The sequence below is a fragment of the Neorhizobium sp. DAR64862/K0K3 genome (assembly GCF_050500185.1).
Lineage (GTDB): Bacteria > Pseudomonadota > Alphaproteobacteria > Rhizobiales > Rhizobiaceae > Neorhizobium > Neorhizobium soli.
The window spans coordinates 2,369,219-2,385,994 of the sequence record NZ_CP191449.1; the positions used below are offsets into that span (position 1 = coordinate 2,369,219).

15 protein-coding genes are annotated in these 16,776 nt (G+C 61.1%); 6 read left to right on the forward strand and 9 right to left on the reverse strand.

Annotation, left to right across the window (positions count from 1 at the left end):
• Positions 1-6: 6 nt before the first annotated feature.
• Both rsmD and ACQY1L_RS11595 read right to left on the reverse strand, forming a co-directional pair.
• Positions 7-567, reverse strand: a complete 561-nt coding sequence (gene rsmD / locus ACQY1L_RS11590) for a 16S rRNA (guanine(966)-N(2))-methyltransferase RsmD (RefSeq protein ID WP_113109555.1) — start codon at positions 565-567, stop codon at positions 7-9.
• 3 nt (positions 568-570) lie between these two features.
• Positions 571-2,802 (reverse strand): pseudouridine synthase, encoded by a 2,232-nt coding sequence (locus tag ACQY1L_RS11595; protein ID WP_430240952.1) that lies wholly within the window; start codon positions 2,800-2,802, stop codon positions 571-573.
• Positions 2,803-2,946: 144 nt separating this feature from the next.
• On the opposite strand from ACQY1L_RS11595, the gene ACQY1L_RS11600 reads away from it, so the two are divergent.
• Positions 2,947-3,399: a nucleoside deaminase gene (locus ACQY1L_RS11600; protein WP_192086975.1), complete on the forward strand. Its 453-nt coding sequence runs from the start codon at positions 2,947-2,949 to the stop codon at positions 3,397-3,399.
• A 15-nt stretch (positions 3,400-3,414) separates the two neighbouring features.
• On the opposite strand, the gene ACQY1L_RS11605 is transcribed toward ACQY1L_RS11600, so the two are convergent.
• Together ACQY1L_RS11605 and ileS are read right to left on the reverse strand one after the other, a co-directional pair.
• On the reverse strand, positions 3,415-4,053 hold the full coding sequence (locus tag ACQY1L_RS11605; protein WP_430261861.1) for a hypothetical protein: 639 nt from the start codon (positions 4,051-4,053) through the stop codon (positions 3,415-3,417).
• A 135-nt stretch (positions 4,054-4,188) separates the two neighbouring features.
• Positions 4,189-7,098 carry an isoleucine--tRNA ligase gene (ileS, locus tag ACQY1L_RS11610; RefSeq protein ID WP_430240953.1) on the reverse strand — a complete coding sequence of 970 codons (2,910 nt, stop codon included), beginning with the start codon at positions 7,096-7,098 and terminating at the stop codon, positions 4,189-4,191.
• A 297-nt stretch (positions 7,099-7,395) separates the two neighbouring features.
• On the opposite strand from ileS, the gene ACQY1L_RS11615 reads away from it, so the two are divergent.
• On the forward strand, positions 7,396-7,620 hold the full coding sequence (locus ACQY1L_RS11615; protein WP_113109552.1) for a hypothetical protein: 225 nt from the start codon (positions 7,396-7,398) through the stop codon (positions 7,618-7,620).
• 5 nt (positions 7,621-7,625) lie between these two features.
• On the opposite strand, the gene ACQY1L_RS11620 is transcribed toward ACQY1L_RS11615, so the two are convergent.
• The gene (locus tag ACQY1L_RS11620; RefSeq protein WP_092661361.1) at positions 7,626-7,865 is read right to left on the reverse strand and encodes a BrnA antitoxin family protein; all 240 of its coding nucleotides are present in this window, start codon (positions 7,863-7,865) and stop codon (positions 7,626-7,628) included.
• An 80-nt stretch (positions 7,866-7,945) separates the two neighbouring features.
• Here ACQY1L_RS11620 and ACQY1L_RS11625 point away from each other — a divergent pair, with 80 nt between their 5' ends.
• Entirely contained in the window at positions 7,946-8,197 is a 252-nt protein-coding gene (locus ACQY1L_RS11625) for a DUF1902 domain-containing protein (RefSeq protein WP_162728240.1), read from the forward strand.
• 200 nt (positions 8,198-8,397) lie between these two features.
• Here the strand turns inward: ACQY1L_RS11625 and ACQY1L_RS11630 are convergent, their stop codons facing one another.
• The 3 genes from ACQY1L_RS11630 to chrA form a co-directional block, all read right to left on the reverse strand.
• The gene (locus ACQY1L_RS11630) at positions 8,398-9,378 is read right to left on the reverse strand and encodes a bifunctional riboflavin kinase/FAD synthetase (RefSeq protein ID WP_430240955.1); all 981 of its coding nucleotides are present in this window, start codon (positions 9,376-9,378) and stop codon (positions 8,398-8,400) included.
• Positions 9,379-9,391: 13 nt separating this feature from the next.
• The gene (locus ACQY1L_RS11635; RefSeq protein ID WP_430240956.1) at positions 9,392-10,240 is read right to left on the reverse strand and encodes a TIGR01459 family HAD-type hydrolase; all 849 of its coding nucleotides are present in this window, start codon (positions 10,238-10,240) and stop codon (positions 9,392-9,394) included.
• A gap of 145 nt (positions 10,241-10,385) precedes the next feature.
• Positions 10,386-11,735: a chromate efflux transporter gene (chrA, locus tag ACQY1L_RS11640; protein ID WP_430240957.1), complete on the reverse strand. Its 1,350-nt coding sequence runs from the start codon at positions 11,733-11,735 to the stop codon at positions 10,386-10,388.
• Between the two features lie 158 nt (positions 11,736-11,893).
• On the opposite strand from chrA, the gene groES reads away from it, so the two are divergent.
• From groES to ACQY1L_RS11655, 3 genes are all read left to right on the forward strand, one after another.
• Positions 11,894-12,190: a co-chaperone GroES gene (gene groES / locus ACQY1L_RS11645; protein WP_062453716.1), complete on the forward strand. Its 297-nt coding sequence runs from the start codon at positions 11,894-11,896 to the stop codon at positions 12,188-12,190.
• Between the two features lie 59 nt (positions 12,191-12,249).
• On the forward strand, positions 12,250-13,896 hold the full coding sequence (gene groL / locus ACQY1L_RS11650) for a chaperonin GroEL (RefSeq protein ID WP_062453717.1): 1,647 nt from the start codon (positions 12,250-12,252) through the stop codon (positions 13,894-13,896).
• Positions 13,897-14,135: 239 nt separating this feature from the next.
• Positions 14,136-16,070, forward strand: coding sequence for a methyl-accepting chemotaxis protein (locus ACQY1L_RS11655; protein ID WP_092661349.1), 1,935 nt, complete (start codon positions 14,136-14,138; stop codon positions 16,068-16,070).
• Positions 16,071-16,189: 119 nt separating this feature from the next.
• Here the strand turns inward: ACQY1L_RS11655 and ACQY1L_RS11660 are convergent, their stop codons facing one another.
• The gene (locus ACQY1L_RS11660) at positions 16,190-16,510 is read right to left on the reverse strand and encodes a hypothetical protein (protein WP_062453719.1); all 321 of its coding nucleotides are present in this window, start codon (positions 16,508-16,510) and stop codon (positions 16,190-16,192) included.
• Positions 16,511-16,776 lie beyond the last annotated feature (266 nt).

Below are 16,776 nucleotides of genomic sequence, written 5' to 3' on the forward strand. Positions count from 1 at the left end.
CTTTGCTCAGGCCGGCTCGTAGCGGAAGAAATCCATCCGCGTATCGCCGAATGTTCGGCTTTCGAGCAGCTTGTAGGCCGGATCGACTTCAACCGTCACATCGGCGCGTTCTTCGAGAATCGCGAGTGCGCCGGGCACCAGCCAGCCGCCGACATGGGCGGCAAACAGAGCCCCCTCACCCAGCTTCTGACCATAAGGCGGATCGGCGAAGAGGAAGTTGTAGGGTTCCAGCGTACCGACCGGGCCGAGCTTGGTGGCATCGCGGCGCAGGATGCGGGCGCGGCCATGCAGGCCGAAAGCGTCGATGTTCTCCCACAGGAGACCGCGACCTTCGACACCGTTTTCGACGAACAGCGCATGACGACAGCCACGCGAGACGGCTTCCAGTCCGACGGCACCGGTGCCGGCGAAAAGATCGATCACCCGCGTGCCATCCAGCGCCTGCGGATAGACATGGCCGATGATGTTGAACAGGCTTTCGCGCGTCCGGTCGATGGTCGGCCGGATCGCGCTGGTTTTCGGCGTGGCGAGCGTGCGGCCGCGGAATTCACCCCCTACGATGCGCACGGATCAGCCTCTCGGGGTCCGCGGTTTTCCACCTGGGCCGCCTGATCGAGCGCCAGCCGGACGTCCGCCGGGCTTGCCACCCGAGGGACGGCCACCGGAAGGCTTTCCGCCCGAAGGTTTGCCGCCGAAGCTTGGCTTGCCACCGCTCGGCTTGCCACCGAAGGATTTGCCGGCAGGCCGTGCACCTCTGGGCTTATCGCCGAACGCGGGCTTGTCACCGAACGGACGATCCGAGCGCGGACGATCGGGACGACCTTCTCCAGCACTGAACGAGCGGGCTGGACGATCACCATCCTCGCGCGGGCGACGGTCACCAGTCGGGCGGTCACGCGTTGGGCGGTCACCGGTGGGGCGATCACCGCGCGCCGGCCTGTCGCCATAAGGGCGATCCGAGCGCGGACGATCGGAACGGCCCTCGCCGGCGTTGAAAGCACGGGCGGGACGGTCACCATCCTGACGCGGGCGACGGTCGCCGCTTGGGCGGTCACCTGTCGGACGATCTCCACGGGAAGGACGATCCCCAAACGAACGCTCGCCACGGGGCTTGTCGCCATAGGGACGATCGCCGCTTTCGCGTGGCTTGCGGTCGCCGAAGGAGCGCTCGCCTCTCGGGCTGTCACCGCGGGGGCTATCGCTGCGGGGTCTGTCGCTTCTCGGCTTGTCGCCACGGGGTTTGTCACCGCGGGGTTTGTCACCGAAGGAACGCTTGGCGCCGAATTCGCCCTTTTCCGGCTCCGGCGGAGAATCCGCACGGATCCAGTCGGCGTCGTCATCGGCGCGCTTCACGATCACGCGGCGGTCATTTTCCGGCACCTGTTTCCTGAACAGCTGCTCTGCCTGGGCACGAGCGGAAACCGCCCGGACGCTGCCGTCGGCGTTTGGACGCGCACCCGGCGCCATCCAGACATTGGCCGTGCGGCTGGTGCCCATCGGCGGACGCTTCTTCGGCTTTTCGTCGCCGAGATCACGGTCGTTGGACTTGAAGCCTGGCTTTGCGCCGAACTTGCCCTCGGGCTTTGCGCCGAATTTGCCGGCCGGCTTTTCGGAGAACTTGCGTTCGGTCGCCTTGGTATCGAGACGGCCGAGCGAGCGCTCGCGTCTGTCCTCGTCGCGAGGACGTGCCGGGCGATCCGCCGGGCTCGACCATTCGGAGCGGGAGGAGCGCGCCGGCTTCTCGTCTTCAGCAGCGGCAGGCGTTTCGTTGTAGATCGGCGCGTCGAAATTCGCCTTCGCTTCTTCGATCAGGCGCGGACCGAGCTGGTCGCGCAGCGTGCGGCCGCGCACTTCCATGACCTCGCCTTCCGGCAGGTCACCGAGCTGGAACGGGCCGTAGGAGATACGGATCAGGCGGTTGACTTCAAGCCCGAGCGCGCCGAGGACGTTCTTGATCTCGCGGTTCTTGCCTTCGCGAAGACCCATGGTGATCCAGACGTTGCGGCCCTGCGAACGGTCGAGCGTGGCTTCGATCGAGCCATAGAGAACGCCATCGACGGCAATGCCGTCCTTCAGCTTGTCGAGCGATTCCTGATCCACCTCGCCATGGGCGCGGACGCGATAGCGGCGCAGCCAGCCGGTGGTCGGAAGTTCCAGCACGCGCGACAGACCGCCATCGTTGGTGAGAAGCAGCAGGCCTTCAGTATTGATGTCGAGGCGACCGATGGAGAGCACCCGCGGCAGTTCGCCGGGCAGGTTTTCAAACACGGTCTGACGTCCTTCCGGATCGGAATTCGTCGTCACCAGGCCTCCGGGCTTATGGTAGAGCCACAGGCGCGTGCGCTCGACACCGCGGATCGGCACGCCATCCACCTCGATCGCATCGTCGAAGGTGACGTTGACGACAGGCGTATCGAGAACCTTGCCGTTGAGCGACACACGGCCATCCATGATCATCCGCTCGATATCGCGGCGGGACGCCACGCCGACGCGGGCGAGGATCTTGGAAATACGCTCGGGCTTGCCATCCGACGCTGCCGTTTCGGCAGAGGCTGCCTGACGGCGCATCGGCTTTGCCGGCTTGTCGGCGGCAGCGTTTTCGCCACGGGGCTTTTCAGCGCGCGGCGCAACGGAGCGCGGACGTTCTGAGCGGGGCGCGTCGGAACCGGGCTTTGCGGGCGCCCGTTTCTTGAAGCCCGTCCCCGTCTTTGTCTTGCCGGCTGCAGCATCTGCAGATTTCGGCTTGATCTCGCGGATGAAGGTTTTGGCTTCGCCGCGCTTCGGCTTGTCTTTTGAAGTCATTTGTTGTTTGCCTGAAGCATGATGTCTACGGAAACGAACCGGACATTCGTGTTCGTGGATGGTGATGAAACACGCGCACAGCGCGCTTCGTGTTGAATGCTTCCTACCAGTTCATGCGAGCCGGGTTAAGAGGAAATCGCGGAAATGCCCAAGAGCGACGGTTTCATGGATGCCGCACTCACAGAAGCCAGGCTTGCAGCGGCACAGGGCGAAGTTCCCGTGGGTGCCGTGCTGGTCATGGACGGCCAAATTATCGCCAGATCCGGCAACCTGACCCGCACCAAGAACGACGTGACGGCGCATGCCGAGATTGCGGTTATCCGGGCTGCGGCCGGGGTTCTCGGCCAGGAACGGCTTAGTGGTGCCGATCTTTACGTGACGCTGGAACCATGTACCATGTGTGCGGCGGCGATTTCGTTCGCGCGAATTCGCCGGCTGTATTACGGCGCGGGAGATCCGAAGGGTGGCGCTGTCGAAAATGGCGTGCGCTTCTTTTCGCAGCCGAGCTGCCATCATGCGCCGGATGTCTATTCCGGGCTCGGAGAGCGGGAAGCCGCCGACATTCTGACAGGCTTCTTTCGCTCACGCCGGGATTAGGCAAGACAAAAGGTCTTACTGGAAGGGCTTCCACCAGCTGCTGTTCGACGCCTGGGTTGCGCTCTGCGCTTCCTTCTTGCGACGGCGCTCCTTCTCGTTCTCGGGTTCTCCGAGATCCTGAAGCGTTGCGGCATCGGCGGCACGGAATTCAGCCGGCGGCTCGGACAGCGAACGGCGGCGTGAGCCCATGTTGACCGTTTCGGCATCCTGCTTGGCCTTGCGGAAGGCTTCCCATTTTTCCGTCTCGGTCATCTGGCCGCCCTGGCCACGACCAGCCATCAGCGGCGACCGGTAATTGTTGTTGCCTTCGTTTTCCTTGGCTTCCAGACGCAGGCGCGCACGGGTCTCTTCCGGCGATTCAACCCAGTTCGGGTTGCTTTCACGATTGGCAAGGGACTGCTGGGGCGCCGGAAGGCTGGCCTGACCCTTGCCGGCAACGACCAGCGTCGGGCGGGGATTGTAGCGCAGCTTTTCTTTTTCTTCATCGCGGGCGCTGCCGAGAGCGACAGCTGCTCCAAGATCGTCGCCGAGCTGGGCCATTGCCGTCTTGTCGGTGCCATAGGTCGGGCCGCCCATGCAGCCGGAAAGAGACACGGTTGCAGCCAGCATGCCAACCGCACCGATCGCGGCACGAAACGCATAAGTCGTTTTCATCAAACCCCTACCATCGGCGCCCGTCCTGACGCCTTCAAAACCGGAAGTCATCTCGTGCCGGAACATTCCGGCCAATTTCAGGCAGGAATACCGGATGACGCGGCCAAGCGCAATCATCCGGTAATCTGCAAGCCATCAGAGCCGGCCAAGCTTGGCCAGTTCTGTCAATGCAGCCGCATCGCGGGCCGAAACATCCGGCCAGGCGGGATCTGACCCGACATCCGTCGTCACCCGCCACGAGCGGGCGCATTTGACGCCGTCAGCAGGCTTCGGCTCAACCGACACGCCCGAGACTTCCGCAAGACGGAACGCTGTCTGCGGGCCTTCGCCCGACGTGATCGTGATGGCTGATGTGATGCAGGTCTCTTCGAAGTCCAGCCCGTCCAGCGCCTTCAAAAGCTCGGCATCGGCGACATAGACGACGGGAGCAGCTTCGAGCGAAGACCCGATGCGCTTGTCCTTGCGCTCGATTTCCAGCGCGCCTGTGACGACCGAGCGAACTTTGCGGATCTTTGCCCATTTCTCGGCAACCGCATCGTTCTTCCACTCGGCGGGCACATCCGGGAACTGTTCCAGATGCACGGAGACGGCATCGGGCTTCAGCGACAGCCATGCCTCTTCCGTGGTGAAAGGCAGCATGGGTGCAAGCCAGGTGACCGTGCATTCGAAGATCTTGCGGATGACCGCAAGCGAGGCGCGACGGCGCAGCGACGACGGGGCGTCGCAATAAAGCGCGTCCTTGCGGATATCGAAGTAGAAGGCCGACAGTTCGATATTGCTGAAATCGATCAGCGCGCGGGCGATCTTCTTGAACTCGAACGCATCGTAACCGGTGCGCACGACTTCATCGAGTTCGGACAGCCGATGCAGCATGAGCTTTTCAAGTTCCGGGAGCTCGGCATAAGCGATCTCTTCGCCGTCGTCGTGGGCCAGCGTGCCGAGCATCCAGCGAATGGTGTTGCGCAGCTTTCTGTAAGCATCGACATTGGTCTGGATGATCGTCTTGCCGAGGCGCTGGTCTTCCCAGTAATCGGTGGTCATGACCCACAGGCGCAGGATATCGGCGCCGGCATCCTTCATGACGTCCTGAGGCGCCACGACATTGCCAAGCGACTTCGACATCTTCTGGCCCTTCTCATCCATGGTGAAACCATGGGTGACGACCGTGTCATAGGGCGCCCGGCCGCGGGTGGCAGCCGATTCCAGAAGCGATGAATGGAACCAGCCGCGATGCTGGTCCGACCCTTCGAGATAGACGTCGGCCGGCCATTTCAGGTCCGGACGATCTTCGAGCGTGAATGTGTGCGTCGAGCCTGAATCAAACCAGACGTCGAGGATGTCCATGACCTGCGTCCACTTGGCGCCGTCATGGACATTGCCGAGGAAGCGTTCCTTGGCACCTTCGGCAAACCAGGCATCGGCCCCTTCGGCATCGAAGGCTTCCAGGATGCGGGCATTGACCTCTTCATCCTGCAGGACATTGCCTTCCTCATCTGCAAACACGCAGATCGGGACGCCCCAGGCGCGCTGACGCGACAGAACCCAGTCCGGGCGCTGCTCGATCATGGCGCGCAGGCGGTTCTGGCCGGCGGCGGGCACGAAGCGGGTATCGTCGATGGCGGTCAGCGCACGGGTGCGAAGCGTCGTTCCGTCCGCCAGGTCCTTGTCCATATAGACGAACCACTGCGGCGTGTTGCGGAAGATGATCGGCTTCTTCGAGCGCCAGGAATGCGGATAGGAATGCTTGAGGCGGCCACGGGCAAACAGCGCTTTGCGTTCGATCAGCGCCTTGATGACGCGGTCGTTGGCATCGCCCTTCTTGCCGTTGTCATCCATGACGCGAGCACCCTCGAAACCGGGGGCGTCGGTGGTGTAGGTGCCGCTATCATCGACCGGGAACGGGATGCGCGGATCGATGCCGCGGGCTTCGAGTTCCTTGACGCTGGACATCCAGGCCTCAAAGTCCTCGCGGCCGTGGGACGGAGCGGTGTGGACGAAACCGGTACCGGCATCGTCGGTGACATGGTCGCCGGCGAGGAGTGGAACGGTGAAGTCGTAGCCGAGATCCTTGAGGGGATGGGCGCAGGTGACGCCAGCCAATTCGTCGGCGGAGACGCCCCGCAGACGGTTGAAGGCGAGCTTTGCCTTAGCTGCGGATTCGTCCGCCAGGCTGTCTGCAAAGATCAGTTTCTCGCCCGGCTGCGGGCCAAAATCATTGGCAGCTTCGGTGACTTCGTAGAGGCCATAGGAGACCTTCGGCGAATAGGCGATGGCGCGGTTGCCCGGGATGGTCCACGGCGTCGTCGTCCAGATGACCACATGGGCGTCAGCCAGTTCTGCCGAGCCACTGTTCACCGGGAACTTCACCCAGATCGTGTCGCTCTCGTAGTCGTGGTATTCGACCTCGGCTTCCGCCAGCGCCGTGCGCTCGACAACCGACCACATGATGGGCTTCGAGCCGCGATAGAGCTGGCCGCTCATGGCGATCTTCAGGAGCTCGCCGGCGATGCGGCTTTCCGAGTGGAAATCCATGGTCAGGTAGGGTTTGTCGAAATCGCCGACGATGCCGAGGCGCTTGAATTCTTCGGCCTGGATCGCGATCCACTTCTGCGCATAGGCGCGGCATTCCTTGCGGAATTCGATCATCGCGTCCGGCTGTTTCAGGTCGGGCTTGGCCTTGCCCTTGGCGCGGTAATTCTCTTCCTCGATCTTCCACTCGATCGGCAGACCGTGGCAATCCCAGCCGGGAACGTAGTTCGCATCATAGCCGCGCATCTGGAACGAGCGGGTGATGACGTCCTTGAGGATCTTGTTCAGCGCATGGCCGATATGGATGTTGCCGTTGGCGTAAGGAGGGCCATCGTGCAGCACGAATTTTTCGCGACCGGCGGCGGAGGTGCGCAGCTTCTTGTATAGGTCCATCTCGCGCCAGCGGGCAACGGTTTCCGGCTCTTTCTGCGGCAGGCCTGCCCGCATCGGAAACTCGGTCTCGGGCAGATAGAGGGTCTTCGAGTAATCGAGCTTTTCAGTCACTGTATCGGTCATATTGGCTATCGTCTCTGGCGCCGGGACAGGGGCGCATGCGGATGAATTCGGTGGCAGAAGCGCTCCTGGAAGCGCCGAAAACCCGGACCCTCCGGCCGACTGTTCAAGCCGCGCGGAAGGCCGGGCCGATAATTCGTATGATCATCGCGGCCATGATCCTGGCCCGCCGGAAATCTGTCATGGGGGCGGTTATTACGGTGTTTTTCGGGTGAAAGGAAGGGGCAAAACGGTAGCCCGTCCTGCGCGCTTGTTGGCAATTCGGACAGCGTGTATCTTCCAGCCTGAGAGGTAACGCCGATGACGAAAGACGCTTCGTTGACACTGCAGATCGATCGGTCGCTGCATGACGAGTTCATGGAAGCTGCCGAGGCTGCCAATCAATCGCCATCGAAAGTTCTGCTGGGCCTGATGCAGGACTATATCCTGCAGCAGAAGATGGCTCCGGATTATCTCGCATTTCTGCAGAAGAAGGCAGACATTGCTCGCGGCGAACTGACCGCGGGCGAAAGTTTTTCGGGCTAGGACCGTTAATCCTTCGGGTTCGCCTTCATCACCGCCACCAAGGCATCGTTGATGCGATCCTGCCAGCCGGGGCCGTCGTCCTGGAAATATTCGATCACGGCGCTGTCGAGCTTCAGGGACACGAGTTCCTTTGCCTGAGGAGCGGCGCGTCGTTCCACTGCCGGAGCAGCGGGTTTCTTGACCGGCTTGAACAGCGCTTCGGCCGCTTCCATCGGGTTTACGGGCCTGCGGGGTGGAGTTGCCATGGGATATCATTCCTGCGTTGCGGACTACTGATGACAGATATATGGTTTTCGGGAAACCGCAGACCTTCAGAGTAGACACCGTGAAGAGAACATTCTTTATCAAAGCTGTCTGGGATGAAGAAGCCAGGGTCTTCTATTCGGAGAGCGACATCGAGGGCCTTCATATCGAGGCGCCCGACGTGGATTCTTTTGAAGACGTCATCTTCGATGCAGCCATCGATCTCATCGTTGCCAATCATATATCCGCAGAGGATCTGGCACAGACGCCGGTGAAGGACCTCATCCCGGCAATTCTCTGGCAACGGCCCGCCGAGATGACGGCGGCCGCCTGATGGTGGACGGTTTTTACAAGACCGTCCGCTCGATCATTTCAGAACTCGGCTATGTTTACCTGACGAATGCCAAGGGCTCTCACGAAAAGTGGCAATCGAAGGCGACGGGGAAGATAATTCTCGTACCCCGCACTCTTCTCAGCCGCCACACAGCGAATGCCATTCTGAAAGACGCCGGGTCGGACAGGCGCCTCTAAAGCCTAAAACGCGATCTTCATGTCCAGTTCGCCGAGCGGCTTTACGCCTGAAAGCAGTGCCCTCGCCTCTTCCTCGTCGTTTTTCATCTGCGCGACCAAGGGGTCGAGGCCGTCGAATTTGAGTTCGGGGCGCAGATAGCCGAAGAAGGAGACCGAGCTGATCTCGCCGTAGAGGTTTCCGGAGAAATCGAACAGATAGGTTTCGAGGAGCGGTGCACCGTCGTCCGTCACCGTCGGGCGGCGACCGTAGCTTGCAACGCCGTCATGCAGCGTGCCGTCGGCTCGTCTGAAGCGCACGGCGTAGATGCCGGGCTTGAGTTCCGTTTCAGGGGCAAGCTTCATGTTCGCTGTGGGATAGCCGAGCTGTCGGCCAAGCTGTTCGCCGCCGATCACTTCCGCCTCGACCGTGTAGCGATAGCCGAGCAGGCCTGCCGCAGCGACAACGTCTCCTTCGGCGATCAGATCGCGAATGCGGCTCGACGACACGACTTCCGCGTTTTCATCGCGAAAGGCATCCACCAGCGACACGGTGAAGCCGTGACGATCTCCGGCCGTCATCAGGAAGGCCGGTCCGCCTTCACGGCCCTTGCCGAAATGGAAATCGAAGCCCGTGACGACGGCGCTTGCGCCCAGCCAGTCGGTCAGGATCGTCTTCACGAAATCCTCGGCCGAACGGGTCGCGAAGTCGCGATCGAACGGGTACTCGATGACCGAGCGGAACCCCATCGCTTCCAAGAGCCGTGCCTTGAGTGGCGCCGGCGTCAGCCGGAAGACAGGCTGGTCGGGCTTGAAGACGGTGCGCGGATGCGGCTCGAAGGTCAGAACGAGTGCTGGCACGCCGCGGCTGGCGGCAAGCTCCAGCGCACGATCGAGCACGCTGCGATGGCCGCGATGGACGCCATCGAAATTGCCGATCGCGACGACGCCGCCCTTCAGGCTTTCGGGCAGCGGCTCCTTCATTTCGTTGCGGTGAAATACGGTCATGACAGGTTCCGGATCAGGCGAGGCGCGGCATCCAGAATTTTGGCGCCGCGTTCTCGCTTTTCAGCCATTCCTGCATGATCGCCTCATCGGTTTCGCCATCGACGGAATATTCCGCGATGTGAATGCCGGCACTGATATAAAGCAGGTCGAGGCCTTGCGAAAGCGCGCCACGAACATCGGTCGGCATGCCGTCGCCGATCGCGAGAACCCTCGCCTTGTCGACATCGCCGCGCTCCTGGCGGGCAATCGAGAGCGCCTCGTCGTAGATCGGCTTGTGCGGCTTGCCGGCCACGCGCACCTGGCCGCCGAGTTGTTCGTAATAGGCGGCGACCGCACCGGCGCAGGGGATGATCCGGTGACCGCGCTCGACCACCAGATCCGGGTTGGCGCAGATCATCGGCACGTCGCGCGCAATGAAGGTGTTCAGCATCTGGGTATAGTCTTCGGGCACTTCCTTCTCGTCGTCGAAGAAGCCGGTGCAGACGACGCAATCGGCGTCGGCTTCAGAAACGATCTCGATACCCAGTCCATCGAAGAAATTGAGGTCGCGTTCAGGCCCCAGCAGAAACACCTTCTTCGGGCCTTCGGCGACCAGATGCCGGGTGACATCGCCAGACGTGACGATCCGGTCATAGGTTCCATCGGGAACGCCGAGATGCTTCATCTGTTCGATGACGCCAAGTGCGGGGCGCGGCGAGTTGGTGATCAGCACGACAGTGGCGCCGGCTTCTCTCGCGGCGGCCAAGGCTGTGCAGGAATGCTGGAAGGCTTCGACACCGTTATGGACCACGCCCCAGACGTCCGAAAGCACGACATCGTAGCCCTCGATCACGTCGTTCAAATTCTGGATGCGCTTTGCCATGTCAAAAGTTCCTGCCGGTTTTGCCTGCTCGATTAGGAGGCTGACATCGCAAACCGTTGGCGAGATTACAAGGGACAAGGCGGTGAAAGGCGCCGCTGCGAGGCAGAACCTGGGAAAACTTCATATTTTTGCAATGGTCCGATCTTCACTGGATCAGGACGATTTGGGCGAGGAAACCGGCCGCCGCGCTGATGGCTAGCACCGGCACCATGCCGAGCTTCAGGACGAACAGCATGACGGAGGAGGCTGCGAAAAGCACGAGCGCGATGGGATCGAGGCTGGACCAGACCGGGACGGAAAGGCCAAATCCTGCTAGCGCAAAGAGATCGACGTGGCGAACCTCTCTGAACAGAACATGCAGGCCGAACCAGATCGCGAGGTTGAGGATGACGCCGACGACCGCGGCGGTGATGGCCGACAGCGCGCCCGATAAAAGGGCGTTGCCGCGCAGGCGCTCGATCAGGGGCGCGCCCGCAAAGATGAAGACGAAGCTCGGCACGAAGGTTGCCCAGGCAACAAGCAGGCCGCCGATTATTCCGCCTGTGACGGGGCCGAGACCGGACGCTTCCCGGAAGCCGACGAGGAAGCCGACGAAGGACAGAACCAGCACGAGCGGACCCGGCGTGGTTTCGGCAAGCGCCAGTCCGTCCAGCATCTCGCCCGGCTTCAGCCAGCCGTAATCGGCGACTGCAACCTGCGCCACATAGGCCAGCACCGCATAGGCGCCGCCGAAGGTGACCAGCGCCATCTTGGAGAAGAAGGCGAACAGACTGGAAAGGCTGTCCGGGGCACCGAAGACCCAGAGCACCAGGACAGGCGACTGCCAGACGAGGATCCAGAATGAAAGCGTCGCGATCGTGCGGGCGATACCAGGTGTTTTCGCGCAGGGAGGACTGTCCTCTTTGGCGACGCTGTCTTGCGGTTGCTGCCCCCCTGCCCGAGTCATCAGATAGCCTGCGAGACCGGCCGCAAACACGACGAGCGGAAACGGCAGACTGAAGAAGAACAGGGCGATGAAGGCGGCGGCCGCGACACCACGCAGAAAAGTGGTTTTTAGCGTGCGGCGCCCGAGGCGGATCACGGCTTCCACCACGATCGCAAGGACGGCGGCTTTCAGGCCGAAGAACAGGCCGGCCAGCCACGTCGCATCCTGATAGAGGACATAAGCTGCCGAAAGCCCCAGAATGATTGCAAGGCCGGGAAGCACGAAAAGCAGGCCCGAAACGATACCGCCGCGCACGCCGAACAGCAGCCAGCCGATATAGGTTGCCAGTTGCTGCGCTTCCGGACCGGGCAGCAGCATGCAGTAGTTGAGGGCGTGCAGAAACCGCTCTTCCGAGAGCCAGCGTCTTTCTTCCACCAAAGTCTTGTGCATCATGCCGATCTGTCCGGCAGGCCCTCCGAAACTGAGAGCTCCGATCCGGGCAAACACGGCCACGAGCTCACGAAAGCTCGGCGCTGCGCCCAGGTTTTGGTCGTTAAGCGTATTCTGCATGGCCGCTCCTTGAGCCCTGAATTTTTCAAGCCCGTTCTTGACTCAGCTCGCAGCCATCCTTATCTCGGGTCTCGTTAGCACTCTCGATAGATGAGTGCTAAACGTCACTCCGCGGGTCCTTGAGACCCGTCCATGTCATTTGATCGAGGGATTAGACAATGACAAGCACCAATTTTCGCCCCCTGCACGACCGCGTTGTAGTCAAGCGCGTCGAGTCTGAAGAAAAGACCAAGGGCGGCATCATCATTCCCGATACCGCCAAGGAAAAGCCAGCTGAAGGCGAAATCATCGCCGTTGGTCCTGGCGCCCGCGACGAAAGCGGCAAGCAGGTTGCACTCGACGTCAAGGTCGGCGACCGCGTTCTGTTCGGCAAGTGGTCGGGCACCGAAGTCAAGCTCGATGGCGTCGACCTTCTGATCATGAAGGAAGCCGACATCATGGGCATCATCGGCTGATTTTAGCCGACTGCTCTTCTTCCAATATTTGCTGACACCCCTTTTCAGGAGTTCCCAACATGGCAGCTAAAGAAATCAAGTTTGGCCGCACCGCGCGCGAAAAGATGCTTCACGGCGTCGATATCCTCGCTGACGCAGTGAAGGTCACGCTCGGCCCCAAGGGTCGTAACGTCATCATCGACAAGTCCTTCGGCGCTCCGCGCATCACCAAGGACGGTGTTTCGGTCGCCAAGGAAATCGAACTTGAAGACAAGTTCGAAAACATGGGCGCCCAGATGGTCCGCGAAGTTGCTTCGAAGACCAACGACATCGCCGGCGACGGCACAACGACTGCTACCGTTCTTGCACAGGCCATCGTTCGCGAAGGCAACAAGGCCGTTGCAGCCGGCATGAACCCGATGGACCTGAAGCGCGGCATCGATCTCGCCGTTGCAGAAGTCGTCAAGGATCTCCAGGCCAACGCCAAGAAGATCTCGACTTCGGAAGAAGTTGCACAGGTCGGCACGATTTCGGCAAACGGCGACGCACAGGTCGGCCGTGACATTGCTGAAGCCATGCAGAAGGTCGGCAACGAAGGTGTTATCACCGTCGAAGAAGCCAAGACCGCTGAAACCGAACTCGAAGTCGTCGAAGGCATGCAGTTCGACCGCGGCTACCTGTCGCCTTACTTCGTGACCAACCCGGAAAAGATGGTCGCCGATCTCGACGACGCTTACATCCTTCTGCACGAAAAGAAGCTTTCGAACCTTCAGGCCATGCTGCCTGTTCTCGAAGCTGTCGTTCAGACCGGCAAGCCGCTCCTGATCATCGCTGAAGACGTCGAAGGCGAAGCTCTTGCAACGCTCGTCGTCAACAAGCTGCGTGGCGGCCTGAAGATTGCTGCCGTCAAGGCTCCTGGCTTCGGCGACCGCCGCAAGGCCATGCTGGAAGACATCGCCATCCTGACGGGCGGCACTGTCATCTCCGAAGACCTCGGCATCAAGCTCGAAACCGTAACGCTCGACATGCTCGGCCGTTCGAAGAAGGTTTCGATCACCAAGGAAAACACGACGATCGTTGACGGCGCCGGTCAGAAGACCGACATCGAAGGCCGCGTTGCACAGATCAAGGCACAGATCGAAGAAACATCTTCGGACTATGACCGCGAAAAGCTGCAGGAACGTCTTGCCAAGCTCGCTGGCGGCGTTGCCGTCATCCGCGTTGGCGGTTCCACGGAAATCGAAGTCAAGGAACGCAAGGACCGCATCGACGACGCGCTCAACGCGACGCGCGCTGCCGTTCAGGAAGGTATCGTCCCAGGCGGCGGTACCGCACTCCTGCGGGCTTCGACCAAGATCACGTCCAAGGGCGCGAACGACGACCAGGAAGCCGGCATCAACATCGTCCGCAAGGCGCTGCAGTCGCTGGTTCGCCAGATCGCAACCAACGCTGGTGACGAAGCTTCGATCGTTGTCGGCAAGATCCTCGACGGCGACAGCGACAACTTCGGCTACAACGCCCAGACGTCGGAATATGGCGACATGATCGCCATGGGTATCGTCGACCCGGTCAAGGTCGTTCGCACGGCTCTGCAGAACGCAGCTTCGGTTGCTTCGCTGCTGATCACCACCGAAGCCATGATTGCCGAACTTCCTAAGAAGGAATCGGCTGGCGGCGGCATGGGCGGCGGCGGCATGGGCGGAATGGGCGGAATGGACATGATGTGATCAGGCCGTAAGGTCTGCACATCTGATCCTTCAGGTTCAGTGTTTCGGAAAGGGCGTCGGGCAACCGGCGCCCTTTCTGCTATTGAGGCATACGGCATGCATAGCATTTCCCCCTCTGAACTTACCGAACGACAAGGACTGATAATTTTTATTCGTATAAAATAGTAATTCGGCAGTGACGCTCTTCTAAGCAACTTCACATTAACTGCGCTTAATCAAACACCAACGCGCAGGTTGCCATGAAGCACGTATCTTTGATCGGTAAATTTCTGACGCTCATGTCGTTCTTCGGCATATTCGTCGTCGCAACTGCCTTCTACAGCAGCAACAGCATTCGAACGCTGGATAGCGAGTATGGCGGGCTTCTCCAGCAGGAAAGCCTGGCAACTTTGGCAATTGCACGCGCCAATCGCTACATGCAGACCGGGCACGCTGCCGCTGGCGACCTGCTTGTGTCGCGCACTGACGAAGAGAACGCGAGCAATCTTGCGGCGTTTGAAAAAGCCAAATCCTCTTTTGGTGGCTGGATGGACAAGGCGATGGCGGCCCTTCCCGCTAATGCCAAGCTGGCGCCGATCAAGGCGGAAGGTTTGAGCGTTCTCAATGACGCTTGCGGCCCTGTGGTTCAGGCCGCAGCTCAGGCCACGGACGAGGCTGCCGTGCTGGCGTCTCAGGAAGCCTTCATGAGGGACTGCAAGCCGAAGTTTGCGGCCGTTACCGAAAAACTCACGGTGGTGACCGACGAAGTGATGACAGCTGCAAATCAGGAAAGCGAAAATCTCAGCGCCAGTGCGAAGACAACCATCTACGCCACTTTCGGGGCCGTTATCGGAGGTCTCGCCCTCGTGCTCGTCGCAGGCTTCTTCCTGATCCGTGCCTGGCTTGCACGACCCATCCAGCACTTGCAGCGCACGATGCTGACCCTTGCAAACGGGGATCTGTCGGCGCTGGTGGCCGGCGCGGACCGCCGCGACGAGGTCGGCAGCATGGCCAAGGCCTTGCAGGTGTTCAAGGACAATGCTCTGCGCAGCAAGGAAATGGAGCACGAAGCCGAGCTGAACCGTACGACCCAGGAAGCGGACCGTGTCCGCAACGCGGAGAGCGAACGCCAACGCAGCGAGGCGATGGCCGAGGCGACCAATGGTCTGGCGGAAGGCCTCAAGCGGCTCTCGGCCGGAGACCTGACCTTCCAGTTGGACCGGGCTTTCGCCGCAGACTTCGAAGGCTTGCGAGCGGATTTCAACGACTCGGTCGCCAAGCTGCGCGACACGCTCCACTCCGTCGCCAACGCCACCAACGCGATCGACGGCGGATCCCGCGAACTCAGCCAGAGCGCCGGCGACCTGTCAAAACGCACCGAACAACAGGCCGCCTCGCTCGAAGAGACAGCTGCAGCGCTCGACCAGATCACGGCCAATGTCAGCACCTCCACCAGCCGCACGGAGGAAGCCCGGTCGATGGCGATCGAAGCCAATCAATCGGCTGCCCAGTCCGGCGCCGTCGTTGCAAAAGCGGTCGATGCGATGCAGCGGATTGAACAGTCGTCCTCGCAGATCTCCAACATCATCGGCGTGATCGACGAAATCGCCTTCCAGACCAACCTTCTCGCCCTCAATGCGGGCGTTGAGGCGGCGCGCGCCGGTGAAGCCGGCAAGGGCTTTGCGGTGGTTGCCCAGGAAGTGCGCGAGCTCGCGCAGCGCTCCGCGCAGGCCGCAAAGGAGATCAAGGACCTGATCCGGAACTCGGCGTCCGAAGTCAAGAATGGCGTCGAACTGGTGAGCGCCACAGGCACTGCGCTCCAGGTGATCCAGAATCATGTCGTGGCGATCAATTCGCAGCTCGATGCGATTGCCACGTCCGCAAAGGAACAGTCGGTCGGCCTGTCGGAAGTCAATGTTGCCGTCAACCAGATGGACCAGGTAACCCAGCAGAACGCCGCGATGGTGGAAGAAGCAACGGCGGCAAGCGCTGCGCTTGCCCAGGAAGCCCAGCGACTGCGCGAGCTCGTCGGCCGGTTCAACACCGAAGGCGACCGCGGGATGTCCGCATCGGTGCGCGTTGCCGATCACGCAACCGCCCGCGCCACCCCCTCGCCGGCACGCACCCTCGCCAAGAAGGTTGCGTCGGCCTTCGGTTCGCTAGCGCCAGCCGCCTCCAACTGGGAAGAGTTCTGATTGACCACATTGACGAACCGAAAGGGCGGTCTCCGGGCCGCCCTTTTTTCGTTTCGCGCCCATAAAAAAACCGCCCGGCAGAGCCGGACGGTGAAGGGTCATTTCAAGTGCCGCTCGGCTTAGTACATCGTGCGGCCGTTGTTGTTCTTGCGGTAGATGTTGCGCGACGCGTTGTTCTGGCGGCGCTCGATCTCGCGGCGCTCGCGCGGGGTGATTACGCCATCGCGGGCTGCGCGGTTCTGGGCGCGATCGATGCGGTTCTGCTGGCGAGCGATGTTGCGAAGCTCCTGCGGCGTCAGTTTGCCGGTGACGGCACCGCGGTAGATCCGGTTTTCCTGCCGGTTTTCGCGGCTTTCGCTGCGGTATGTCTGCGCAAAGCTCGGCACTGCAAATGCAGACGCCATGACGAGTGCGAGCGTGGTGATGGCGATCTTCTTCATATCTTCCTCCTAGTTCGAGGTCGAACTCAATGTGAGAACGACCCGATGGTAGGTGCCAAACGGTGAACCCCGGCTGAAGGTTGCGTTCACCTTCGCTTGCATATGCGGTTTTTTGCACATTCTAAAATGGCCGTGATCGTTCACTTTTATGAGACAAACAGTCTCCGATCGTTCATCTTTCGCGTTTGGCAGAAAGGGGTAATGTCCGGTTCAAGAATTCACACGCGGCGGGGAGAAAGATCCAGCGCCGCAACCCGGAGACTTCC